The sequence below is a fragment of the Mycobacterium sp. NGS66 genome (genome assembly GCF_059812225.1).
Window position 1 is genome coordinate 857,388 of the sequence record NZ_JCALCG010000001.1, and the last position, 22,217, is coordinate 879,604.

The following is a 22,217-nucleotide window of genomic DNA, read 5'->3' on the forward strand; positions in this document are numbered from 1 at the left end:
ATCGACGAAGTTGACGAGGCGGCGAACACATCCCATCCAGTCAGTGCTGCACTCAATCGCCGGCAAGCTCGCGGTGCTCGATCACGTCACGCAGCGCACCCATACCGACCCGCTTGCGGAATGCCTGTGCTGTGTATCCGAGTACGGTCGCGTCGGTGCGGGCCCGCGCCGTGGCCGACCGAGGCATGTGAAACAGCACACCGATCTCGCCGAAGTAGTCCCACGGGCCTACTACCTTGATCAATTCCTCACCGCCGTCAGCCAATTCATGCACGAGTTCGACCTCACCCTTGGTCACAACGTAAATCAGCTCACCCGTCGTCGACTGCTGGAACAGCACCTCGCCGGCCTTGAGCTCCAGCGTCTCGGGTGGCCGCGCGGCTTCGGGGAAATCGGGTGTCAGCTCCACGACGCGATCGGCCAGCGGCAGCATCCGCGCGTCGTGGGTCGCGACCACCACCACCCGCTCACCGTCGGCGAGTTCGCGGATCAACCGCAGCACCTCCTCCACCTGGATGTAGTCGAGGTGCGCGGTCGGTTCGTCGGCGAGGATCAACGGCGGATCCAGTGCGAGCGCGCGAGCAACGGCGACGCGTTGCTGCTGCCCGCCGCTCAGGTCACCCGGGCGATGTTTCATTCGCTCGCCCAGATTGACGCGCGTCAGCAATTCCTTGGTCCGCTCGCGCGCGGCCGCCCGCGACCAGCCGGCCAAGCGCAGCGGAATCATCACGTTCTCGAACGCAGTGAGGCTCGGCACGAGATTGAATGCCTGAAAGACGATGCCGACGTTGTCGCGCCGGTACTTCGCCAGCGCGGCTCCCTCCAAAGTCGTGATGTCGACGTCCCCGAACATGATTGCGCCAGACTTCGGCCGCAGGATGCCGCCCAGGCAGGACAGCAACGTCGTCTTGCCGCAGCCACTGGGACCCAGCAGGAGTACCAACGAGCTCGTCGACACGTCGAGGTTCAAACCATTGATCGGCCGCAGTGCGTAACCACCGCTGTAGTACTCGACGACCAAGTCCCGAATGCTGAGATCGCCCACCGCTCACGGACCTCCGAACGCGAGCGCGGGATCGACGGCGACCACGCGCCTCAGCCCCAGCAGGCTGGCGAGCAGACCGATCACGATCGCCACCACCGGCAGCGCCAGGTAGGCCCCGGCGGGCACCACGACGATCATCGGAAACAGCGGTGCCAGCAGTTGCGCAAGGATGACGCCCACCACCGCCGCCAGCAGCGCGATGACGAGCGCCTGCAGCGCGAGCCCCGCCAGAATCGAGCGCGTCGGCGCGCCGATGGCCTTGAACACCGCAAAGTCCCGCAGCCGCTCGAGGGCGGAGAGGTACACCACCGATCCGACGATCAGCACCGCCACGATCCACAACAAGACAGCCACGATGGTGATCGAACTGACTGCGACATTCAACGGGCGCACCAGCTCGTTGACGGCGGCCGTCCGATCGAAGGCCTGGTAGCCGTCGGGCAGGGTCCGGGGTTTGCCCTTGATCCCGATCGACGTGATCAGTGGCTGCCCGTTGTAGGCCATTTGCTGGATGCCCTGGGTGGTCAGGAAGATGTTGGGAACCGCCATCGAAGTGGAATTGGGCACGATGCCGACGATGCGCAGCGCGTGGCCACCGACCTCGAGCGTGTCGCCGATGTGCCGGCCCGTTGTGCTGGACACCGCGACCTCGTCCGGCATCGAAGGTGGCCGACCCTCGGAGACTTGCGGCATGCCGGGCCCGTGCTCGGGCGCGCCGAAGGCCGTCACGTTTCGCGTTGACTTGCCTTCCCGCATCATCGTCACCACGCAACCCAGTGGGACGGCAGCCTCGACTCCGGACTCGGACTGCAGCCGGGGCAGGTCCACCTCCGGGAACGGTATCGAACCCGCAAAGGGTCCGGCCGCACCGGTTTTGACCACAAATTGGTCGATCCCGATGGAATCGATGGTGTGCCGCGCCTCGACCCGGAATCCGTTTGCCAGCCCGGTCAGCACCAGAGTCATCCCGAAGATCAGTCCGGTGCTGAGGATGGTGATGACCAGGCGGCGCTTTCGCCATTGCATGTCGCGTAGCGCCGCAAAGAGCATTTCCAGAAACTACCAACGCCGAGTGCTTCCCGAACCAAATTTTGCCCACCGATCGCAAGCGGGGACCCGGGCGTTGGCGCCGGCCGGCGGTGGCAATAGTGCCGTGTCCGCGGACCGCTAACGTCCGGTGTGGCCCCGGTGGCCTACCATTAGCACTGTTTGGAGCTTCCGCTACGGCTTCACTTGGCTGCGCAGGATCGACGGCACTGCTCCGTGGGGGTTGAAGCAACAGCCCCGGTGCAGTGATTGTCTGAGAAACTGTCCCCGGTAGGGACGGATGTGAGAGACAGCAATGATCGAACAATCTGGCAACCCCGTCGAACCGACCCAGTTCGACGTCGGGAGACACCAAGCAGGTCAGGCGGTCGTGCTCACCGTCGCGGGCGAAGTGGACATGCTGACCGCGCCGAAGTTGACCGAGGCGATCAAATCCGCTCTGACCGCTGCGCCCAAGACATTGATCGTCGATCTGTCAAAGGTGGAATTCCTGGCTTCGGCGGGGATGACCGCGCTCGTCAGCGCCCAGGCCGAGGTCGCTCCGCCGACCCGGTTCGCCGTCGTTGCGGACGGGCCGGCGACCAGCCGGCCGATAAAGCTCATGGGAATCGACAGCGTGTTATCGCTGTACAGCTCGCTGGATAGCGCGCTGAGCGACTGTTGATCATTGGCGGCATTCGGTGTCTCACATCGACGACCAATCGCGGTTCGTACGAAAACGAATTGCCGCAGACGCATCCAGCGCCGCTCAGACCCGAGCCGAGTTCGGAAGTTGGCTTGACCGACATTTCACCCTCGGCGCCGAACGGTTCAACGACCTGCTGCTGGCGGTGTACGAAGCGATTGCAAACGCCGCCGAGTTCGCCTACATCGATGACGCGCAGCACGGGACGATGGACATCAGCGCGGACTACGACGTCGATTCCGACACGCTCGCCGTCACCATCAACGATCGCGGCCGGTGGCGCAACAATGTCCCCGCGTCGACCGCGCCAGGCCAACAATGTCGGGTCCGGGGGCGCGGTATCCCGCTGATGCGGGCGCTCGCCGATGAAGCCGTCATCGACGGCACACCTCATGGCACCAACGTCAGACTGACCTGGAACGGGCTCACCGGCGCCAAGACCACGACCTGAATCGTCGGCTTTCGACGTAGCGGGCCGGCGTTGCCGTTGCGGGTCAGCGTTGAGTGTGAAGCGACGGCGTCGAGTGTGAACCCACGGCTTTGCGGGTGAAGCCACGGCGGGATTCTGGCCACATGTCCGCCCTCGCTTCACTGCCAACGCCCTAACTTCACGCTCGACGCCCTACCTTCACGCTCAACGCCCTACCTTCACACCCAAGCCGTGCGGGCGAGCTCCGATGTGACTCGCGGGACGCATGAGACGCCGCTGCGGGCCGGGCGAAGGATTCATTGACTCAGCCCAGCGAGACGCCTACCGTCAATACATACGCTACGTGGCGTAGCGTAATAGTCCCCCAAGCCCGGGCTCGCCGTCCTGGAGGAATTCAATGTTCGATCTGAAAATCATTGGTGGCACTGTCGTCGACGGCACCGGCGCCGAACGTTTCCGCGCTGACGTCGGCATCAAGGACGGCAAGATCGTCGACGTCGTCCGACGCGGTACCGACGACGCGGGATTGGACGCCGCCGAAGCCGCCGAAACGATCGACGCGACCGGACATGTGGTGGCCCCCGGTTTCGTGGACATCCATACCCACTACGACGGGCAGGTCAGCTGGGACAGCTTGCTCGAGCCGTCGAGCGGGCACGGCGTGACGACTGTGGTCACCGGCAACTGCGGCGTCGGATTCGCCCCCGTCCGGCCCGGCACCGAGGACTGGCTGATCGAGTTGATGGAGGGGGTCGAGGACATCCCCGGCACCGCGCTGACCGAGGGCATCACCTGGGGCTGGGAAACCTATCCCGAGTACCTCGACGCCATCGGCAAGCAGAAATTCGCGATCGACGTGGGCAGCCAGGTCGCCCACGGCGCCATCCGCGCCTACGCGATGGGCGAGCGCGGCGCCAAGAACGAGCCGGCCACGCCCGACGACATCGCGGCAATGGGCCGACTCGTCACCGAAGCAATGGAGGCCGGCGCTCTGGGATTCTCCACGTCACGCACGATGGGTCACCGCGCGATGGACGGCGAACCCGTGCCGGGGACGTTCGCCGCCGAGGACGAACTGTTCGGCCTCGGTCGCGCCATGGCGGCCGGTGGTCAGGGTGTCTTCGAGCTGGCGCCGCAGGGAGCCGCGGGAGAAGACATCGTCGCCCCCAAGAAGGAACTGGAGTGGATGCGCCGGTTGGGCGCCGAGATCGACCGTCCGGTGTCGTTCGCCCTCATCCAGGTCGACGCGGACCCCAACCTGTGGCGCGAGCAGCTGGAGCTCTCTGCGGCCGCGCACGAGGCGGGCAGCCGATTGCACCCGCAGGTCGCGGCCCGCCCGTTTGGCATGATGATCGGCTTCCAAGGCCATCACGGATTCAGCCATCGGCCCACCTACCGCCGGCTGGCCGCCGAGTGCAGCCGCGAGGAACTCGCGCAGCGCCTGGCCGACCCTGCGGTGAAGGCCGCGATCCTGGCTGAGGACGATCTGCCCGCCGACCCGACGTTGCTGTTCGACGGCATGTTCGCGTTGGTGCAGCACTCCTTGGGCCGGCTCTACGCGCTGGGAAACCCGCCCGACTACGAGCCCACGCCGGACCGCACCGTCGCGGCCATCGCCAAGGCGCGCGGCGAGGACCCCCTGTCGACGCTGTACGACCTCATGCTCGAGTCGGACGCGACGGCCATGCTCATGCTGCCGCTGTTCAACTACGCCGACGGCAACTGCGACGCCATCCGCGAGATGATGCTGCACCCGGCCGGCGTGCTCGGCCTGTCCGACGGCGGCGCCCACTGCGGGATGATCTGCGACGCCTCCTATCCCACCTTCCTGCTCACACACTGGGCTCGGGACCGGAAGCGAGGCGACAAGCTCTCACTGGAATACGTGATCCGCAAGCAGTCTCGCGACACGGCACACCTGTTCGGCCTGACCGACCGCGGCACGATCGAGCCCGGTAAGAAGGCCGATATCAACGTGATCGACATGGACGCGCTGACGCTGCACCCCGCGGCGATGGCCTTCGACCTGCCCGCCGGTGGAAACCGAATCCTGCAGGGTGCAAGCGGATACGCGGCGACCATCGTCAGCGGAACGGTGACCCGTCGCAACGATGTCGACACCGGGGCCCGTCCCGGCCGCCTGGTGCGCGGCGCCCGCTAAGCCACATGACCGCCACCGCGGGCAATCCGGCCCGTACCCGTGACGAGGACGCGATCGGCACACCGCCGGAAAGCCCGACGCTGGTGCCGGCCGAACGCTATTACTCTCCGGCGTTCGCTGCGCTCGAGTTTGAGCGGATGTGGCCGAAGGTGTGGCAGATCGCCTGCACGGGCGACCATGTCGCCGAACCGGGTGACTACTTCGAATACCGTTGCGGCCCATATGGAGTGCTGATTGTTCGCGGTGACGACGGCGTGCTGCGCGCGTTTCAGAACGCGTGTCGCCATCGCGGCAACTCGGTGTGCGTGGGGTCGGGTTCGGGCCTGCGTGAACTCAAGTGCGGTTACCACGGCTGGACCTGGGACCTGGCCGGCGCCCTCAAGCGGGTGCCCAACCGCAAAGGCTTTGGCGCACTACGAATGTCCGACTTCCCGCTGGTGCCGGTGCGGGTGGACAGCTGGGAAGGGCTCGTCTTCGTCAACCTCGATCTGGGCTCGATGCCGTTGCTCGAGTACCTGGAAGGCATTCCAGAGGACGTGGCCTGGACCAATCTGAGCGACTTCCGTTGCTATGCCACGCTGACCATCGAGGTGAACGCGAACTGGAAGACGATCGCCGACGGCTACAGCGAGACCTACCATATCCAGACGCTGCATCCCGAACTGTTGCGTTGTGTGGACGATATCCATGCGCCACAACGGATTTGGGGTCACACCGGCAAGTCGGACCAGCCTTACGGTGTGCAGAGTCCACGCTTTGACGGTGCGTTGACCGACGAAGAGGTTTGGGACGCTTACGTTTACACGCAGGGCCTGCTCATGGGTGCACCGGAAGGCACACCGTTCCCCGCCGACGAACGCCGGCCGGGACAGACCGTGCAAGACCTGATTGCGGCCCGCACCCGGGCGTTCGCGGCACAACGAGGGGTGGACCTGGACTGGGCGGACACCGACCGGATCACCCGGCTACACCAGTACAACGTGTTCCCCAACATGACGTTTCTGACCAACGCCGATCATCTGACGGTGATGTGCTCGCGGCCTGGGCCGGATCCCGATCACGGCGAGATGGTCATGTTCCTGATGACCCGGATGCCGCCGGGTGCGCCGCGAAACAAACCGACAGACGTCCGAACCACCGCGGGCGAAGCCGAGCCGGGCCTGGTGCTCACCCAGGACATTCAGGTGCTCGCGGGTTTGCAGCGCGGCATGCATCAGCCGGGCTTCACCCACTTGGTGCTATCCAACGAGGAGCGGCGGGTGATCAACATGCACCGCAATCTCGAGCGCTACCTCGACCTCCCCGAATCGGAGCGAATGACCGGGGGCGATACCGGCCGGCCGACGTGACAACCCGTTTGCAGTTTGCCGGTCTCAGCGACATCGGTTGTCTACGGACCAACAACCAGGACTGCTGGGGCGCCGATACCGAACAGTCCTTATTCATCGTTGCCGACGGCGTGGCCTGCAGTACTGACGGCGCGCTGGCCGCTCGCCTGGTGGTCGAGCTGCTGCCGACATATGTGGCTCGCCATTTAGCCGCGGGCGACGACGCCTCGACGGCCTCCGAGTCGCTGGGCCGCGCTGTGACGGAGTTCTGCGCTGACTTTCGCGCTTACGCCAACGCCGATCCGCGGGTGGCCGGCGCCAACAGCACCCTGGTCGCGGTGGTCGTTTCGGGATCGCGCGCTTTGGTTGCTCACCTCGGCGACAGCCGCGCATACCTCCACCGCAACCAGGAGCTAGAGCGTCTCACCCGCGATCACAGCCTGGTCCAGGAATTGATCGACGCCGGCGAGCTTACGGTCGAGGACGCCAAGGAACACCCCGGCCGAAACATCATTACCCGCCACATTGCGATGCGACCGCGGGCGCTGCCGGATACCGCGGCCGTGCAGCTACTTCCCGGTGATCGGATCCTGCTGTGCAGCGACGGCCTGCATGGCGTCGTCGACGAATCGTCCATGGCGCAGTTACTGGATTCGCATCATGATCCTGAGGACGCGTGCGCGGCGCTGATCGACGCCGCAAAGGACGCGGGCGGTCCGGACAACATCACCGCTGTGGTCATCGACATAGCCGAGATCGGGCAATAGTGTTGCAGCGCAGCCAAATAAAGGAACACCCATGGTGATTGACAACCGCGTGGCGGCTTCTGTCGGTATAGCGCTGGCGCTGGTCGGCTGTTCCACCTCAGGACACCCGATCAGTTCCGGCAGCTCCATTCCGCAGACACCATCCGCATCCGCGTCGAGTCAGGCGTCGTCCAGCTCGTCCGCCGCGCCGGCCGCCAGCGATCCGAGCCGTACCGGAAAGGCCGATGGACTGCAGATCACCATATATCCGCAAGAGGGCACTACGGTCCGGCCTGGCGGGCCTCCGCTGCGCTTCGGCATCACGCTGCTCAACACCACTGCCAACGACATGACGCAGGTGGGCCTCGTTGTGTCCCTGGGCCACTGTTCGTGCGGCTCGCCGGAGCAACACATGATGCCTAAAGGTGCTATGCGCATGCTCGACCCGAACACCAAAACGTGGGTGCCCGCGCCATACGTCCGCGAGGCGGGCGGAATGGACTTCATTCTGCAGACCCTGGTTCCGCCGTTCGAGGTGAAGCATGGTGGTCAGGTCGTCACCTACGAGCTCGAGATGCAGCTCGACGCCAAGCAGGATTTCACCGTCAGCAAGGGCGAGGGCGCCATCCACGTGACCAGGACCGACGTCGCTACCCACAACCCGATCGGCACCAGTCCCACGGCGTCGCTTCGTATTTCGGTGGAACCTTGATCCGGCGAGCAGACGCAAAATCCCCATTCAGGGCCCGTAATTGGGCGATTTTGCGTCTGCTCGGCATGGTTCAGGTGTGGCGGGCTGCCTCTTGCGCGAGCTGGACGCGGGAAGCCAGGCCAGACTTTGTCCCATAGCCGCAAAATCAACGCTTCGGTCGCCGCGTGGATGCCACCGGAGTTCATTTCCGAGTTCTGCCCGATGGTCTGCCGCTCCTGAAACGCCACAGTCGAGTCAAAGAATCGACTGAGGAGGACCATCGTGACCGTCGCCGTAGAAGGTTCGGACTGCCCGAGTGTTTTCGAAGCCGGGCTACCGACTATCAACTACGGACAAGCTCAACATCCCGACGAAGCCCATAAGATCATCAGCCAGGCCCGAGACAAGTCTCCGATTGCCATCGGACCATACGGGCCCGAATTGCTGACCTACGATCTCGTCCGCACCGCCCTACGCGATCCTCGATTCCGGGTGCCTCGGCGCCAATCTCGCGCGTCTCGAGCTGGCCGAAGCGCTGACGGTTATGACACGGCGGATGCCCAGCGTTCGTCGCACCGGGCCCGCTCCGTGGAAACCCGTGAACGCGCTGGGCGGACCTATCACCCTTCCGGTCCAATTCGACCGCGACAACTGAACCAACCGCTCCCAGCAACGAATCCACTTCGAGACCGTGATACATTACTAGATGTATGATGATGTCATGCGGACGCAGATCATCCTTGGCGATGAAGAGGTCCAACTCCTTGAGTACGCTGCCAAGGAAAGTGGCGCGTCCAGGTCAGAGCTGATTCGTCGGGCAATTCGCACCACCTACGGAAGCCGGAGCAATAAAGAGCGCGCGGCAGCCCTGAAGCGCAGCGCGGGCTCCTGGCGGGGACGGGAGTTCACCGGCGCCGACTACGTCGACGCCGTTCGCGGCGACCTCAACAAGCGCTTGAGCCAGCTCGGTCTGGCGTGAAGCTGATCGACACCACGATCGCTGTGGACCACTTGCGGGGCGAGCCCGCAGCCGTCGATCTGCTCGCGACGTTGATCGACAACGGTGAGGACATAGCGGCCAGCGAACTGGTCCGATTCGAGCTCCTCGCCGGCGTACGAGAAAGGGAGCTCGGGGCTCTTGAGGACTTCTGTTCTGCCTTGCAGTGGGCTGACGTCACGGAGGACGTAGCCCGCGTCGCTGGACGACTTGCCCAGCGATACCGAAAGAGTCACAGCGGAATCGGTGCTGTCGACTACCTGATCGCCGCGACCGCGGTCGTCGTCGGGGCTGACCTGTTGACAACAAATGTGCGGCACTTCCCGATGTTCACCGAGCTTGAGCCTCCGTATTGATTGGTTGGCGGCGGCCGATGGCGCCGGTAACCCGCCCGGGCAGCTGTCGAGATCACGGAACGGCGATACTGGAACCCGTTAACGCAAAGCGCCTCAAATCCACGACAGCGACGCCGGGAGAACCGCCATGAGCGACGAGCAGCCGACCATCATCTACACGCTGACTGACGAGGCGCCGTTGCTGGCGACCTACGGCTTTCTGCCGATCCTGCGGGCCTTCACTGAGCCGGCCGGTATCAAGATCAAGACCAGCGACATCTCGCTGGCGGCGCGCATCTTGGCGGAGTTCCCCGACTACCTGGATGAAGACCAGCGCGTGCCGGACAACCTCGGCGAACTGGGCCGCCTGACGCAACTGCCGGACACCAACATCATCAAGCTGCCCAACATCAGCGCATCGGTGCCGCAGCTGGTGGCCGCCATCAAGGAACTGCAGGGCAAGGGCTACAAGCTCCCGGACTACCCGCAGAACCCGAAGACGGACGAGGAAAAGGAAATCAAGGAGCGCTACGCCAAATGCCTTGGCAGCGCGGTGAATCCGGTGCTGCGGGAAGGTAACTCGGACCGTCGTGCGCCCAAGGCGGTCAAGGAGTACGCGCGCAAGCACCCGCACAGCATGGGCGAGTGGTCGATGGCGTCGCGCACCCACGCGGCAACCATGAAGCACGGCGACTTCTATCACGGCGAGAAGTCGATGACTCTGGACCGCGCGCGCAACGTGAAGATGGAACTTGTCACCAAGAGCGGCAAAACCCTCGTGCTCAAGCCCAAGGTGGAGCTCGACGAGGGCGACATCATCGACAGCATGTTCATGAGCAAGAAGGCTTTGTGTGAGTTCTACGAAGAGCAGATGGAGGACGCCCGCAAAACCGGCGTGATGTTCTCACTGCACGTCAAAGCCACGATGATGAAGGTCAGCCACCCCATCGTGTTCGGCCACGCCGTGAAGGTCTTCTACAAAGACGCCTTTGCCAAGCATCAGAAGGTGCTGGACGAACTGGGCGTCAACGTCAACAACGGCATGGTCGATCTCTACAACAAAATCGAGTCCCTACCGGCCTCCCTGCACGACGAGATCGTCCGGGACCTGCACGCCTGCCACGAACACCGTCCCGAACTGGCCATGGTGGATTCGGCGAAGGGGATCACGAACTTCCACTCGCCCAGTGACGTGATCGTGGACGCTTCGATGCCCGCGATGATTCGCGCCGGCGGCAAGATGTACGGCGCCGACGGGCGCCCCAAGGACACCAAGGCGGTCATGCCGGAGTCCACCTTTTCCCGCATCTACCAGGAACTCATCAACTTCTGCAAAACCAACGGCGCCTTCGACCCCAGGACGATGGGCACCGTGCCCAACGTCGGGCTGATGGCGCAGAAGGCCGAGGAATACGGGTCGCACGACAAGACATTCGAGATCCCCGAGGACGGCGTCGCCAACATCGTGGACATCGACACCGGTGAAGTGCTGCTGACCCAGAACGTCGAGACCGGCGACATCTGGCGCATGCCCATCGTGAAGGACGCGCCGATCCGCGACTGGGTCAAGCTGGCGGTCACCCGGGCCCGAAACTCCGGCATGCCGGTGCTGTTCTGGCTGGACCCCTACCGTCCACACGAGAACGAGCTGATCAAGAAGGTCACCACCTACTTGAAGGATCACGACACCGAGGGCCTGGACATCCAGATCATGTCGCAGGTGCGTTCCATGCGTTACACGCTCGAACGCCTGATCCGTGGGCTGGACACCATCGCCGCGACGGGCAACATCCTGCGCGACTACCTGACCGATCTGTTCCCCATCTTGGAGTTGGGCACCAGCGCCAAGATGCTGTCCATTGTCCCGCTGATGGCCGGCGGCGGAATGTACGAGACCGGTGCGGGTGGTTCGGCGCCCAAGCACGTCCACCAACTGGTGGAGGAGAACCACCTGCGCTGGGATTCGCTCGGTGAGTTCCTCGCGCTAGGCGCCTGTTTCGAGGACATCGGCATCAAGACCGACAACGCGCGGGCCAAGATCCTGGGCAAGACGCTGGATGCCGCGATCGGCAAGCTGCTGGAGAACGACAAGAGCCCCTCGCGCAAGGCCGGCGAGCTCGACAACCGGGGCAGCCAGTTCTACCTCGCTTTGTATTGGGCGCAGGAGCTTGCCGCCCAGACCGACGACAAAGAACTCGCCGAGCACTTCGCTCGGCTCGCCGACGCCTTGGCCAAGAACGAGGAAACCATCGTGGCCGAACTCAACGAGGTACAGGGCGAAGAGGTCGACATCGGCGGCTACTACTACCCGGATCCCGACAAGCTCACGGCGGTGATGCGGCCGAGCAAGACCTTCAACGACGCATTGGCGGATGCGAACGGCTGACTCCGTGCATCGAAACTGCGGTGAGGGCGCGAGTTTCGGCCCGAATCACGCCCTACGCGCAGGATCGAATCCCTGCTCGCAGACTCGAGACAGCTCAGGAAATCAGCCAGGGCAGCTTGACGACCAGCCGGCCGGTCCGCAACGGCTCGGCCGCGCTTCGCAGATGAACGTCGGCGGCACGCCTGGGCTCGAGGACACGGGTGAGGAACTCGAGCTGGTCCGCGAGCACCTGCTGCTGCCACGGTTGCTGGTAGAAGTCGAAGTGGTCAATCGGGTACTCGCACAGGTGCGTCCAGTAGCCGGCCTTCTTGGCGGCTCGGCGCGCTGCGTTCGGCGGTGCGACGCGGTCGTTGGTGCCGACCTGCACCAGGATCGGGCACGCCAGACGACTGGCCTGGGTGACCGGCCGGTTGAAACCGACGGCGAGCGCGGTGCGGGCGCAGATTTCGTTGCGCCAGGTCGGACCGGCCATCGCGGTGTAGGCCTCCTCGGCACCGGGAGTGGTGATGGCGGCCAACGAGCCCGGCTGTGCGACCACGGGGATGTGATGGGGCGGGCGCTTGGTCACGGCCTGACCAACGTCGCGTAAGCCGTGGGCGACCACCCGCAGCAGTGGGCCGACGCCCGCGTAGCTCGCCAGCTGCGCCAGCGCGGCCAGCCCGTCGGTGGCGGGATTCATCGAGATGATCGCCGCGACACGGCGGTCCTGAGCCGCGACCGCGATGACATGTCCGCCGGCGTACGAGGTGCCCCACAACGCGACTCGGTCCAGATCGATGCCGGGCAGATGCCGGGCGGCCGCGATCGCCGCATGGTAGTCCTGCCGCTGACGGCGCACCGAAACATGTTGTCGCGGCTCGCCTTCGGAGTCCCCGTAGCCGCGGTAGTCGAAGATGAATGCGTCGATGCCCGCCTCGGCGAAAGGTTCGGCGAAGTCGAGCAAACCGGTGTCTCGGGTTGCGCCGAAGCCGTTGCCCATGACCACGCAGGGCCGGCCGGCTGCACCGGCCAATGCGTCGGTGCGGGCGGGGATGTGCCAGGCGGCGCAGCTGACGCCGTGGCTCGGGAAGGTGAGTTCTTTCATCTCGCTCCCTCTCCGTTAAATCGACGCCAGCACAGCCGGCTTGGCCGGGGTAAATCTCAGCGCCTCGTCCTCGACCGGGCCCTCGCGCAGCCGCTCGGCGTCCATTTCGTAAGCGTGCTTGAAAGCCCATGGGCCGCGGGTCCCTCCCCGCGGGAACTTGGCAATCCCCCGCTGGACATAGCCCGAACTCATGTCCATCGCCGGAACCCGCTCCATATTCGGATCATCTAGTACCGGTTCGACAATGGCGTAGCCGTGCTCGTCCATGTAGTCGAGCAGTCGGCAGAAATGCTCGCAGACCAGATCCACCTTGAGTGTCCAGGAGATGTTGGTGTAGCCGACCGCGAACGCCAGGTTGGGGACCCCGGAGAGCATCATCGCCTTGTAGATCGTCTTATCGGGCAGATGCACCGGCTTGCCATCGACACTGAGCTGGATCTTCCCGAAGGCACACATGTTGAGGCCGGTCGCGGTGACGATGATGTCGGCGGCCAACTCCTGGCCCGACTCCAGCAGCAGGCCCGTTTTGGTGAAGCGCACGATGCGGTCGGTCACGATGGAGGCTTTGCCGGACGAGATCGTCTTGAACAGGTCGCCGTTGGGCACCATGCACAGCCTCTGGTCCCACGGGTCGTAGCGCGGGGAAAAATGGGTATCGACATCGAAATGCTTGGGCAATTGGCGCGCCACGTTGGCGATCAGCAGCCTGCGCATCAGTTTCGGAGCGCGCTTGCAGGCCTTGAACATCCCGCGGGCCAGCGCGATGTTTTTGCGCCGGACAACCTGGTATGCGCGGTCATGGCCGAGCAGCTTGTTCAGCGTGTTGGCGATTGCGTCCTCGGCCGGGATCGAGAACACATAGCTTGGTGAGCGCTGCAGCATCGTGATGTGGCTGGTCTTGTCGGCCATCGACGGGATCAGCGTGACGGCCGTTGCGCCGCTGCCGATTACGACGACGCGCTTGCCGCTGTAGTCCAGATCCTCCGGCCAGTGCTGGGGATGGATGACCTGGCCCTCAAAGTCCTCGACACCGCTGAACTCGGGGGTATAGCCGGCCTCGTAGTCGTAGTAGCCGGTACCCATGAAGAGGAATCGGGCCGTGAAAGTCGTGGTGTCGCTGCCGGACTGGGCGGTGACCGTCCACCGCCCCTCCGACGAGTCAAAATCCGCCCGTTGCACCCGATAACCGAAACGAATGTGCTCGGCCAGTCCGTTCTCGGAGACCGTCTGCTGCAGGTAGTCCATGATGATGTGCCCGTCGGCGATGGACTTGCGGTGTGTCCAGGGTTTGAAGCTGTAGCCGAAGGTGGGCATGTCCGAGTCCGACCGGATGCCTGGGTACTGGAACAGGCTCCACGTGCCGCCGATCGAGTCGCGTCCCTCCAGGACCGCGAACGACGTGCCGGGGCGGCGGGTCTTGAGGTGATATGCCGCGCCGATTCCCGAAATTCCGGCCCCGACGATCAGGACGTCGAAATCTGTTGCCTGCACGTGGTTCTCTGTAACCGTCACTGGATGTCTCCTAGCCTGGCTGGGGCTTCTGCGTTGTGACGCTACGGCCGCCGACTGTCTTTCAATATGTCTTGCCGCCTAGTCTTGGCGGCAGTATATGTGCGGTGGCACACTCGATGCATGCCTGGCGACCCGCCGCCGTCCCAGATCGTCGAGCTGATGGGCGAGGTAGCCGACTTGATGCTGGCCGACCTGGATCACCTCGTCGCCGAGATGGATGCCGCGGAGCTGGAACTCAGCCCCGCGATGGGCGCCGACGCGGCGATCGTGGCGGACATGTCGGCGAGCAACCGCGCCAACGCCGCGCGCCTGCTGACCACGTTCGCCCGCCGCGACGGCAGGACTGCACCCATTGACGTTCCTCCGGAGGCGCTGGACGTCGCTCGTACGGTTGGTCGGCGCGGCATGGACCTCGACACGATCTTCCAGTCGTACCGCCGCGGACAAAACGTCGCCTGGCGGCACTTCATGGCGCACGCCACGCGCGTCGCCCCACCGGGTCCCCCGCTGGTGCAGCTGATCGAAATCGCCTCCCAGCGCATGTTCGAGTACGTCGACCACGTGATCGCCTGCGTGATCGCCGCCGCGCAACGAGAGCGCGAGGAGGTGCTCGGTGGCGCTCCGGCGCGTCGCGCCGAAACAATTCGGCTGATCCTCGACGGTGCCCCGCTCGACAGCCGCCGGGCCAGCGAACGACTGGGATACGACCTCTCTCGGCGCCACACCGCGTTGATCCTGTGGGCCCAATCGCCGGGGGAGGTCCAGGGCGCTCTGGAGACCGCGGCCGCCAACTTGGCGCGCGCCGCCGGCGCACGCTCCCCGCTCACGCTCTCGGTCGGAGCGTCCGCGCTCTGGGCGTGGCTGGGTACGGACGCCGATCCCCCGCTCGAAAAATTGCGTGGTGCCATCGACAACGCGCAACCCAATGTCCGGGTCGCTGTGGGCCCGGCTCGGCCGGGCATCAGCGGGTTTCGCCGCTCTCACGATGCGGCGCTCGCCATCCAAAACCTGCTCGTCGGGCACCCGGGCGGCGCGCGGCTGGCTTTTTACCACGACCTGGAAGTCACTGCACTGGCTGCTCAAAACCGCCATCGCGCAGCCGAATTCGTGGCCACGACGCTGGGCCCCCTTGCCGCGGACACACCCGACGCCGCGCGCCTTCGGGAAACCCTGCGGGTGTTTCTCGACGAAGCCGAGAACGCGCCACGCGCAGCTGCCCGCCTGCACACCCACCGCAACACGGTGTTGCAGCGAGTCGCACGCGCGACGGAGATACTGGGTCACCGGCCGGGTGAGCGCCAGCTCGCGATCGAACTTGCTCTCGAACTCACTCATCAGATCGGCCCCCGCGTCCTTACTCGGGCATGATCACGTCAGCCGTGCCAGGACCTGGATCTCGACAAGCGCTCCCGGAGCGGCCAATTCGGAGATCCCGACGGCGGTCCACGCCGCATAGGGCGCGGGCATGAACTTGTCCTTGACCGCGGTGAATGCCTGCAAGTGGTCGCGCAGACCGACGTGGTAGGTGGTCATCTCCGTGACGTTCGCCAGCGTCAGGCCCGCCTCTTCCAGTAGTCCGCGCAGGTTCTCGAAAGCCAGTGTGAACTGTGCCGTCGGCTCGTCCGGCACGCTCAGGTCAGGCCGGAAACCGATCATTCCCGAACACCGGAGGTAATCGCCGTCGATCACCGCTGGCGCGAAATGATAAGCGTCGTATATCGGCTTCATCCACGCCGGGATGACTTCTCTCATGGCAGCGCCTCCAAATCAGCGGGGTTGGGCGAAATGGCTGGGCCGGTAGGGGTCACCGGGTTTCAGCGAGGGTCGTTGAGCGCACTCGGGTCGGTCCCGTGCCACGACCCAACACCGCCGCGACGTTTCGCGCCGCGTGTGCGCCGGTATCCATGGCGCCTTCGATCGCGCCGGCATCCATCCCTGCGATATCACTGCCGGCGAAATGGATTCGTCCGTGCGGCTTGCGCAGCTCGACAGCGCCGGTGGTGAAGTGGCCCGGCCGGTGCAGCATGAATCCTCCCTTGGAGAACTCGTCGGTGGTCCAGTCGTGGCAGGCCGTCTCGACAACTTCGATGTCGGGGACGAATGAACGTAGCGCTCGTTGCACAGCCTCCCGGTCGGCAGCGTCGATGGCAGCGGCGTTGGAACACAGGCACATGATGAACGTGTCGCCGTCGGCGTGGTACTCGACTCGGGCAGCATTGACCGGATTCTTCCCTACCGGAGCCACGGCCTGAAAGGGTTCGATTTCACCCTTGGCCCGCACCCAGATCTTGGAACCCATGATCGGGTTCTTCTCGTCGATCATGGTGCGCGCGGCCGGCGGCACATCGGGGGTAATGGCTATGTCACTCAATGTGTTGAGCGGCAAAGCGACGACGGCGGCGCGGGCGTGGATCCGGTCATCGGACCGCGTCGCCACGGTGACGCCGGAGCCGTCGTCCTCGACGGAAACTACCGGTGTGGACAGCCGCAGCTCGGCGTTCGATTCGGCGAGGATGGCATCGACCAGCCGCTTGGTTCCTCCCTCGATCGGCCAAGTGCCGGCGGTTTCGAAGAAGGCCTCCCAGTGTCCGAAATAAGTTGCGACACAAGCTAACAACTGCGCGACACCGTGCGCCTTGTAGTCGGTGACCAGCGCGGCCATCGCCCCGTCCAGCAAGTCTCTCTCATATGCCGAGAGCTGCAGCGAGTTGAGCCGGTCTTCGAGAGTTTCCTGCTCGATGGCGCTGGTATCGACCGCGTTCACGTCGAAGGGCAGCGGAAACTGTGCCCGAGCGTCGGCGAAGTATCGACCGATCAGCGGTGCCACGGCCGCGCCGTACTTCTCCGGCGTACCGGAATGTGTGGCACCGTCGGCGAGCCAGTAGACCTTGGCGGGTTCCAGCGGCACCGCTAGTGGTATGTGGTGGCGCTGAAGCTCGTGCCACATGTTCGGCTGAGTCCAGTGCACATAGGTGCCACCGAACTCGACCTGACGACCGAAAGCCTCACCCGTGTAAGTGCGACCGCCGATCCTGTCGCGCGCTTCGAGGAGGATCACCGAGTAGCCCTGAACGCTGAGGTCGCGCGCAGCGATAAGGCCCGCGAAGCCGGCGCCGATCACCGCCACGTCATAGTTCTCGACCATCGTCTTCTCCGTTCGTGTACGGCGCGGGTCCACGCGTCGAAACTCGATTCCGAATCGTGTTTGAATTTATGGTAGGTTGTGAGCGCTGTCAACTGTCAATGCGAGAGTGCGTCAGAACCCGAGGCAATAGGTTGAACGCATGGCGTCAGACGTCGATATGGAAGCGTCAGGTCTGCTCGACGGACTCGACGGTGCCGCACGTCAAGACCGCGAAGAGCTGATCGCCTGGTTACTCGATCGCGGGTTCACTCTCGAGCACATTCGCGCATCGGCGGCCGCGCCCATGATGCTGCCCGCCTACCGCGTCCTCGGCGACGACGGGACGCTGGTATCTGCGCGCGAAATCTGCGAGTCCACCGGTATCGAACTCAGTGTGCTGCAGCGTATGCAACGGGCCATTGGCCTGCCGCGGATCGACGATCCGGACGCTGCCGTCTTGCCGCGGGCGGACGCCGAGGCGGTGAAACACGCCAAAGTCTTTCTGGATATCGGCTATGACCCCGACGACGCGGTTGCCGTCATGCGGGTGCTGGTGGAAAGTTTGGGGCACGCCGCCGCAATGATGCGTGAGGCGGCGCTCAAGACCCTGCTGCGGCCGGGTGCTTCCGAGATCGAGCTGGCCCAAGCGACCGAGCAACTGGCGAAGATCGCGGTTCCGCTGCTGGCACCGATGATGGACGACCTGATGCGAATGGAAATCCGGCATTCGGTTGAGACCGAGGCCGTGAACGCGGCGGAACGCGCCGCGGGAACATTGCCGGGTGCCCGTCTGGTCACCGTCGCCTTCGCGGATGTGGCCGGCTTCACCCAGCTCGGCGAGGCGCTGCCCGCGCAAGACCTGGAACGCGTGGCCACCCGGCTCGCCGATATCGCCCACGACGTGGCGCTAACACCCGTCCGGTTCGTCAAGTCGATCGGCGACGCCGTGATGTTGGTTTGTCCGGAGCCCGCGCCACTGCTTCAGGCGGTGCTGGATCTCGCGGCTGAAGCCGCAAACGACCTGCCGCCCTTGAGAATTGGAGTGGCCTCCGGGTCAGCAATCAGCCGGGCTGGCGACTGGTTCGGCAGTCCGGTCAACCTGGCCAGCCGGGTCACCGCCAGCGCACACCCGGGAACGGTACTAGCTGCCGAGTCGACGCGTGATGCGGTCGGCAGTGACAGTAATTTTCAATGGGTTTCGATCGGTGCTCGACGGCTCAAAGGCGTGCGTGCCGAAGTCAAGCTCTTCCGGGTCGAACGTGCCGACCACTGACGGGACCGACCAAAGGTTGATACGATCCCGAATCGTGTTCGATAATCAGCCAACATCCTCCACGCCTCCCCGCTCGGCCGCGAAGCAGCGCCGCGGGGTCGAGCGAGTGCAAGCAATTCTTGACGCCGCCGAGACGCTGCTCGCCGAACAAGGTTACGAGGCAGCCACTTTGAAAGCGATCGGTGAGCACGCTGGCATCCCGACAGCTTCGCTGTATCACTACTTTTCCGACCGGCATCAGGTTGATGCCGAGCTCGTGCAGCGTCATCTACGTGAGCTCGACGCCCGCATCTCCGCGTCGGTGCACCGCTCCAAGTTGCGCAAACTGCGCGACGCCGTCGACGCAGTCATCGATCCCTATCTCACCTATTTTCGCGAGCACCCCGACTTTGTCCAGCTGTGGTTCGCGGGCCGCACCCCGACGCTCAACGAAACGGCGCTCGCCTTCGACGAGTCGCAGGCAAAGCAGTTCTGGGGCTTTCTCATCGAGCAAAACCTCATCCGCGGCGACACTCCGCAGCTGGTCGTCCAGTTGGCCTTCGAGGCTGGCAACCGACTCTTCGATGTCGCGTTTCGGCGGTCCCCGACCGGTGACGACACCACGATTGACGAGGCGCGCCGTCTCCTCACCGCGTATCTCGAGACATATGCAGCTAAGGCCAGGCGGCAGCGGTAAGGGCCATTGACAGCCGCAGCTGACCGCCCTAGTATCGAACTCGATTTGAGATCGGTTTTGCTCACGGCGGGCTCGGCGCACGTCGCAGTTAGGAGTGCCGGTGAAGACCACAGCCGCAGTACTTTTCGGGGTGGGAAAGCCCTTCGAGATCATGGAACTCGACCTCGACGGTCCCCGTGAAGGCGAGGTGCTGATCAACTACACCGCGGCCGGCCTGTGTCACTCCGACCTGCACCTCACCGACGGCGACCTGCCACCACGTTTCCCGATCGTCGGCGGCCACGAGGGTGCCGGCATCATCGAGGACGTCGGACCCGGTGTCACCAAGGTCAAGCCCGGCGACCACGTGGTGTGCAGCTTCATCCCCAGCTGCGGTCACTGCCGGTATTGCTCGACCGGCAGGCAAAGTTTGTGCGACATGGGCGCCACTATCCTCGAGGGTTGCATGCCCGACGGGTCGTTCCGATTCCACGGCGGTGGACAGGATTTCGGTGCGATGTGCATGCTGGGGACGTTCGCCAAGAAGGCGACGATCTCACAGCACTCGGTGGTCAAGATCGACGACTGGCTGCCGCTGGAGACCGCGGTCCTGGTTGGCTGCGGAGTGCCGACCGGCTGGGGCAGCGCCGCCTACGCAGGCGCAGTCCGTCCTGGCGACATTACCGTGGTGTATGGCGTCGGCGGTGTCGGGATCAATGCCGTTCAGGGCGCGGCGCACGCCGGCGCCAAGTACGTCGTCGCCGTCGACCCGATAGCGCTCAAGCGTGATACCGCGTTGAAATTCGGTGCGACACATGCCTTTGCGGATGCCGTTGCAGCCGCCGAGAAGGTCAGCGAATTGTCTTGGGGCCAAGGCGCTGACCAGGCCATCGTGACCGTCGGCACGGTGGACGAAGAGGTGATTTCGGCAGCGTTCGACATCGTCGGCAAGGGAGGCGCCGTGGTCGTCGTAGGTCTCGCCGACCCCGCAAAGGCGACGATCCACGTCTCCGGTGCGATGCTCACCCTCACCGAAAAGACGATCCGCGGCACCCTTTTCGGTTCCGCGAATCCGCAGTACGACATCGTGCGGTTGTTGCGGCTCTACGACGCCGGCCAGCTCAGGCTCGACGAACTCGTGACGACCAAGTACCGCCTCGAAGACGTCAACCAGGGCTACCAGGACCTGCGGGACGGCAAGAACATTCGCGGCGTGATCGTTCACTGAGAAACTCCGCCGAACGTGCTCTGAGGGCGACAATTTGGCGATTTTTCCGCCCTGGTTGCACGCTCGACGCGGCGGCTGTCAGCCAGGCGCCGCAACGGGACTTGCGTCGCTGGCGGGATATTGACAGGCCGGCGCTTTCGGCATAAACTCGAACTAGAATCGTGTTTGACTTCTTGAAGATGGATAGCACCTCATCGCCGCGGCTTCGGCTAAACCAACAGAACGGAAAGGGCTCATGGGCACCAAACGAATTGTCTTCATTGGGGCCGCAGGAGAGATGTGTCGGCTTGCCATCGAACGGTTCGCGGTTGCCGAGGGCGACTGGGAGCTGGCCCTCTACGACATTCGTCCCGAGCTCCTCGATCAGCTGCTGAAGCGGCTGCCGCCCGGACTGGCCACCGCCGCACGGCTCGACCTCTACGACGCCGACGGGCTTCGCAGCGCCATCGAAGGAGCCGCGCTCGTCGTGCTCGGCGCGGGTCCGTACAACCGCACCGCCGGCCCGGTGATGGCGGCGTGTCTGGCGGCCAAAGTGCCATATCTCGATTTCGACGACGATATCGAAAGCACCGTGCACGCGCTGACGCTGCACGACGATGCTCGAGCGGCCGGGGTGCCGATGTACGTCGGCTGCGGTGCGTCGCCCGGCATCACCAACGTGCTGGTCGCCGATGCGGCCGGCGAATTGGACAGTGTCGAGAACATCGACGTGTATTGGGTAGTCGGCGACGAGCGTGGATCCATCGGCCGCGCGGTTCTCGACCATATGCTGCGCGTCGCCGCCGGGCCCTGCATGACGTGGCAGAACGGCGGACCCGTGATGCACCAATCGTGGCTGGAGACCCGCTGGACGGAGTTGGGTGGCGGACTGGGGCTGACCATGGTGCATGAGACCGCGCACCCGGAGCCGGTGACGTTGCCGCGAAAGTACCCGGATGCCAAGAACATTCGCTGCTTCGGCGGCCTGGATCCAGCGCCTTACAACGGCCTTGTCCGCGGCGTCGGCCTGGCCGTGCAGAAGGGCAAGATGCCCATGGAGGAGGCTATCGACTTCCTGGAGGCGCTGATGACAAACAAGCTCGGCAGCGTGAAGGGCTGGCGCCACGCCCTATCCGGAATGCGCAACCTCGTGCGCACCGGGGAGGCGACCCGCACCGAGCTGATCAAGTTCCTTGCCCTGGCGGCGGTGGGCCACACCTTCCCCTACAAATCAGGCCTGAAGGTCGAAGTCACCGGTCTCCGCAATGGCATACCCACGGCGGTCAGCCGCCGTACCCCGGTATGCGGCCCCGGCACCTACCTGTTCACCGACATGGCAGCGGCCACGGGAACGGCATGCGCCGCGTTCATGGTTGTCGCACTCGACGACGAATCCTCCACCCGCGCAGGAGTATTCACGCCCGAGGAATGGGCCGAGCCAGACCGGTTCTACAAGGCCCTGGAACGTGTCGGAACCCCGCGTGACGAGATCCTCGACGACGCGCACTAAA

At 64.5% G+C, this 22,217-nt stretch carries 20 protein-coding genes and 1 pseudogene; 15 read left to right on the top strand and 6 right to left on the bottom strand.

What is annotated here, in order from left to right; all coding sequences use genetic code 11:
- Positions 1-52 precede the first annotated feature (52 nt).
- On the bottom strand, positions 53-1,045 hold the full coding sequence (locus AC5Y2L_RS04160; protein ID WP_499936435.1) for an ATP-binding cassette domain-containing protein: 993 nt from the start codon (positions 1,043-1,045) through the stop codon (positions 53-55).
- 3 nt (positions 1,046-1,048) lie between these two features.
- Positions 1,049-2,095 carry an ABC transporter permease gene (locus tag AC5Y2L_RS04165; protein ID WP_499936437.1) on the bottom strand — a complete coding sequence of 349 codons (1,047 nt, stop codon included), beginning with the start codon at positions 2,093-2,095 and terminating at the stop codon, positions 1,049-1,051.
- Positions 2,096-2,387: 292 nt separating this feature from the next.
- On the opposite strand from AC5Y2L_RS04165, the gene AC5Y2L_RS04170 reads away from it, so the two are divergent.
- From AC5Y2L_RS04170 to AC5Y2L_RS04215, 10 genes and pseudogenes are all read left to right on the top strand, one after another.
- Positions 2,388-2,756: an STAS domain-containing protein gene (locus AC5Y2L_RS04170; RefSeq protein WP_499936438.1), complete on the top strand. Its 369-nt coding sequence runs from the start codon at positions 2,388-2,390 to the stop codon at positions 2,754-2,756.
- A 16-nt stretch (positions 2,757-2,772) separates the two neighbouring features.
- A complete protein-coding gene (locus AC5Y2L_RS04175; RefSeq protein ID WP_499936440.1) occupies positions 2,773-3,228 on the top strand; it encodes an ATP-binding protein in 456 nt (151 codons plus the stop codon).
- A gap of 376 nt (positions 3,229-3,604) precedes the next feature.
- Positions 3,605-5,368 carry an N-acyl-D-amino-acid deacylase family protein gene (locus AC5Y2L_RS04180; protein WP_499936442.1) on the top strand — a complete coding sequence of 588 codons (1,764 nt, stop codon included), beginning with the start codon at positions 3,605-3,607 and terminating at the stop codon, positions 5,366-5,368.
- 5 nt (positions 5,369-5,373) lie between these two features.
- Entirely contained in the window at positions 5,374-6,717 is a 1,344-nt protein-coding gene (locus AC5Y2L_RS04185; protein ID WP_499936444.1) for an aromatic ring-hydroxylating oxygenase subunit alpha, read from the top strand.
- Positions 6,714-7,463, top strand: a complete 750-nt coding sequence (locus AC5Y2L_RS04190; RefSeq protein ID WP_499936445.1) for a PP2C family protein-serine/threonine phosphatase — start codon at positions 6,714-6,716, stop codon at positions 7,461-7,463. The genes AC5Y2L_RS04185 and AC5Y2L_RS04190 overlap by 4 nt, the downstream gene beginning before the upstream one ends.
- Positions 7,464-7,494: 31 nt before the next feature.
- Positions 7,495-8,154 carry a hypothetical protein gene (locus tag AC5Y2L_RS04195; protein ID WP_499936447.1) on the top strand — a complete coding sequence of 220 codons (660 nt, stop codon included), beginning with the start codon at positions 7,495-7,497 and terminating at the stop codon, positions 8,152-8,154.
- A 433-nt stretch (positions 8,155-8,587) separates the two neighbouring features.
- A pseudogene (locus tag AC5Y2L_RS04200) lies at positions 8,588-8,788 on the top strand (cytochrome P450); the annotation flags it as partial.
- Positions 8,789-8,854: 66 nt separating this feature from the next.
- The gene (locus AC5Y2L_RS04205; protein ID WP_499936448.1) at positions 8,855-9,112 is read left to right on the top strand and encodes a ribbon-helix-helix protein, CopG family; all 258 of its coding nucleotides are present in this window, start codon (positions 8,855-8,857) and stop codon (positions 9,110-9,112) included.
- Positions 9,109-9,486: a type II toxin-antitoxin system VapC family toxin gene (locus tag AC5Y2L_RS04210; RefSeq protein ID WP_499936449.1), complete on the top strand. Its 378-nt coding sequence runs from the start codon at positions 9,109-9,111 to the stop codon at positions 9,484-9,486. Before AC5Y2L_RS04205 ends, AC5Y2L_RS04210 begins: the two co-directional genes overlap by 4 nt.
- A 127-nt stretch (positions 9,487-9,613) precedes the next feature.
- Positions 9,614-11,851, top strand: coding sequence for an NADP-dependent isocitrate dehydrogenase (locus tag AC5Y2L_RS04215; protein ID WP_499936451.1), 2,238 nt, complete (start codon positions 9,614-9,616; stop codon positions 11,849-11,851).
- A 94-nt stretch (positions 11,852-11,945) separates the two neighbouring features.
- Here the strand turns inward: AC5Y2L_RS04215 and AC5Y2L_RS04220 are convergent, their stop codons facing one another.
- Both AC5Y2L_RS04220 and AC5Y2L_RS04225 read right to left on the bottom strand, forming a co-directional pair.
- Entirely contained in the window at positions 11,946-12,935 is a 990-nt protein-coding gene (locus tag AC5Y2L_RS04220; RefSeq protein ID WP_499936453.1) for an alpha/beta hydrolase, read from the bottom strand.
- Between the two features lie 15 nt (positions 12,936-12,950).
- Positions 12,951-14,447 (bottom strand): flavin-containing monooxygenase, encoded by a 1,497-nt coding sequence (locus AC5Y2L_RS04225; RefSeq protein ID WP_499936454.1) that lies wholly within the window; start codon positions 14,445-14,447, stop codon positions 12,951-12,953.
- Positions 14,448-14,567: 120 nt separating this feature from the next.
- Here AC5Y2L_RS04225 and AC5Y2L_RS04230 point away from each other — a divergent pair, with 120 nt between their 5' ends.
- Complete coding sequence (locus AC5Y2L_RS04230) at positions 14,568-15,815, top strand: PucR family transcriptional regulator (protein ID WP_499936456.1); 1,248 nt, start codon at positions 14,568-14,570, stop codon at positions 15,813-15,815.
- Here AC5Y2L_RS04230 and AC5Y2L_RS04235 read toward each other — a convergent pair whose 3' ends face one another.
- The gene (locus AC5Y2L_RS04235; protein WP_499936457.1) at positions 15,816-16,199 is read right to left on the bottom strand and encodes a RidA family protein; all 384 of its coding nucleotides are present in this window, start codon (positions 16,197-16,199) and stop codon (positions 15,816-15,818) included.
- 52 nt (positions 16,200-16,251) lie between these two features.
- Positions 16,252-17,592 carry a flavin monoamine oxidase family protein gene (locus tag AC5Y2L_RS04240; protein ID WP_499936458.1) on the bottom strand — a complete coding sequence of 447 codons (1,341 nt, stop codon included), beginning with the start codon at positions 17,590-17,592 and terminating at the stop codon, positions 16,252-16,254.
- A 139-nt stretch (positions 17,593-17,731) separates the two neighbouring features.
- Here AC5Y2L_RS04240 and AC5Y2L_RS04245 point away from each other — a divergent pair, with 139 nt between their 5' ends.
- The 4 genes from AC5Y2L_RS04245 to AC5Y2L_RS04260 all read left to right on the top strand — a co-directional run bounded on the left by AC5Y2L_RS04245 (position 17,732) and on the right by AC5Y2L_RS04260 (position 22,216).
- The gene (locus tag AC5Y2L_RS04245) at positions 17,732-18,844 is read left to right on the top strand and encodes an adenylate/guanylate cyclase domain-containing protein (RefSeq protein ID WP_499936460.1); all 1,113 of its coding nucleotides are present in this window, start codon (positions 17,732-17,734) and stop codon (positions 18,842-18,844) included.
- A 34-nt stretch (positions 18,845-18,878) separates the two neighbouring features.
- Positions 18,879-19,520, top strand: a complete 642-nt coding sequence (locus AC5Y2L_RS04250; protein WP_499936462.1) for a TetR/AcrR family transcriptional regulator — start codon at positions 18,879-18,881, stop codon at positions 19,518-19,520.
- Between the two features lie 100 nt (positions 19,521-19,620).
- Positions 19,621-20,727: an NDMA-dependent alcohol dehydrogenase gene (locus AC5Y2L_RS04255; protein WP_499936464.1), complete on the top strand. Its 1,107-nt coding sequence runs from the start codon at positions 19,621-19,623 to the stop codon at positions 20,725-20,727.
- Positions 20,728-20,962: 235 nt separating this feature from the next.
- The gene (locus tag AC5Y2L_RS04260) at positions 20,963-22,216 is read left to right on the top strand and encodes a saccharopine dehydrogenase family protein (protein ID WP_499936465.1); all 1,254 of its coding nucleotides are present in this window, start codon (positions 20,963-20,965) and stop codon (positions 22,214-22,216) included.
- The last annotated feature ends 1 nt before the right edge of the window (position 22,217 follow it).

What these genes read in the sequence shown, in the direction of transcription:
- AC5Y2L_RS04165 (WP_499936437.1), bottom strand. Translation starts at nt 2,095, where the DNA reads ATGCTCTTTGCGGCGCTACGCGACATGCAATGGCGAAAGCGCCGCCTG.
- AC5Y2L_RS04170 (WP_499936438.1), top strand. Translation starts at nt 2,388, where the DNA reads ATGATCGAACAATCTGGCAACCCCGTCGAACCGACCCAGTTCGACGTC.
- AC5Y2L_RS04180 (WP_499936442.1), top strand. Translation starts at nt 3,605, where the DNA reads ATGTTCGATCTGAAAATCATTGGTGGCACTGTCGTCGACGGCACCGGC.
- AC5Y2L_RS04185 (WP_499936444.1), top strand. Translation starts at nt 5,374, where the DNA reads ATGACCGCCACCGCGGGCAATCCGGCCCGTACCCGTGACGAGGACGCG.
- AC5Y2L_RS04195 (WP_499936447.1), top strand. Translation starts at nt 7,495, where the DNA reads ATGGTGATTGACAACCGCGTGGCGGCTTCTGTCGGTATAGCGCTGGCG.
- AC5Y2L_RS04205 (WP_499936448.1), top strand. Translation starts at nt 8,855, where the DNA reads ATGCGGACGCAGATCATCCTTGGCGATGAAGAGGTCCAACTCCTTGAG.
- AC5Y2L_RS04215 (WP_499936451.1), top strand. Translation starts at nt 9,614, where the DNA reads ATGAGCGACGAGCAGCCGACCATCATCTACACGCTGACTGACGAGGCG.
- AC5Y2L_RS04220 (WP_499936453.1), bottom strand. Translation starts at nt 12,935, where the DNA reads ATGAAAGAACTCACCTTCCCGAGCCACGGCGTCAGCTGCGCCGCCTGG.
- AC5Y2L_RS04230 (WP_499936456.1), top strand. Translation starts at nt 14,568, where the DNA reads ATGCCTGGCGACCCGCCGCCGTCCCAGATCGTCGAGCTGATGGGCGAG.
- AC5Y2L_RS04235 (WP_499936457.1), bottom strand. Translation starts at nt 16,199, where the DNA reads ATGAGAGAAGTCATCCCGGCGTGGATGAAGCCGATATACGACGCTTAT.
- AC5Y2L_RS04240 (WP_499936458.1), bottom strand. Translation starts at nt 17,592, where the DNA reads ATGGTCGAGAACTATGACGTGGCGGTGATCGGCGCCGGCTTCGCGGGC.
- AC5Y2L_RS04245 (WP_499936460.1), top strand. Translation starts at nt 17,732, where the DNA reads ATGGCGTCAGACGTCGATATGGAAGCGTCAGGTCTGCTCGACGGACTC.
- AC5Y2L_RS04260 (WP_499936465.1), top strand. Translation starts at nt 20,963, where the DNA reads ATGGGCACCAAACGAATTGTCTTCATTGGGGCCGCAGGAGAGATGTGT.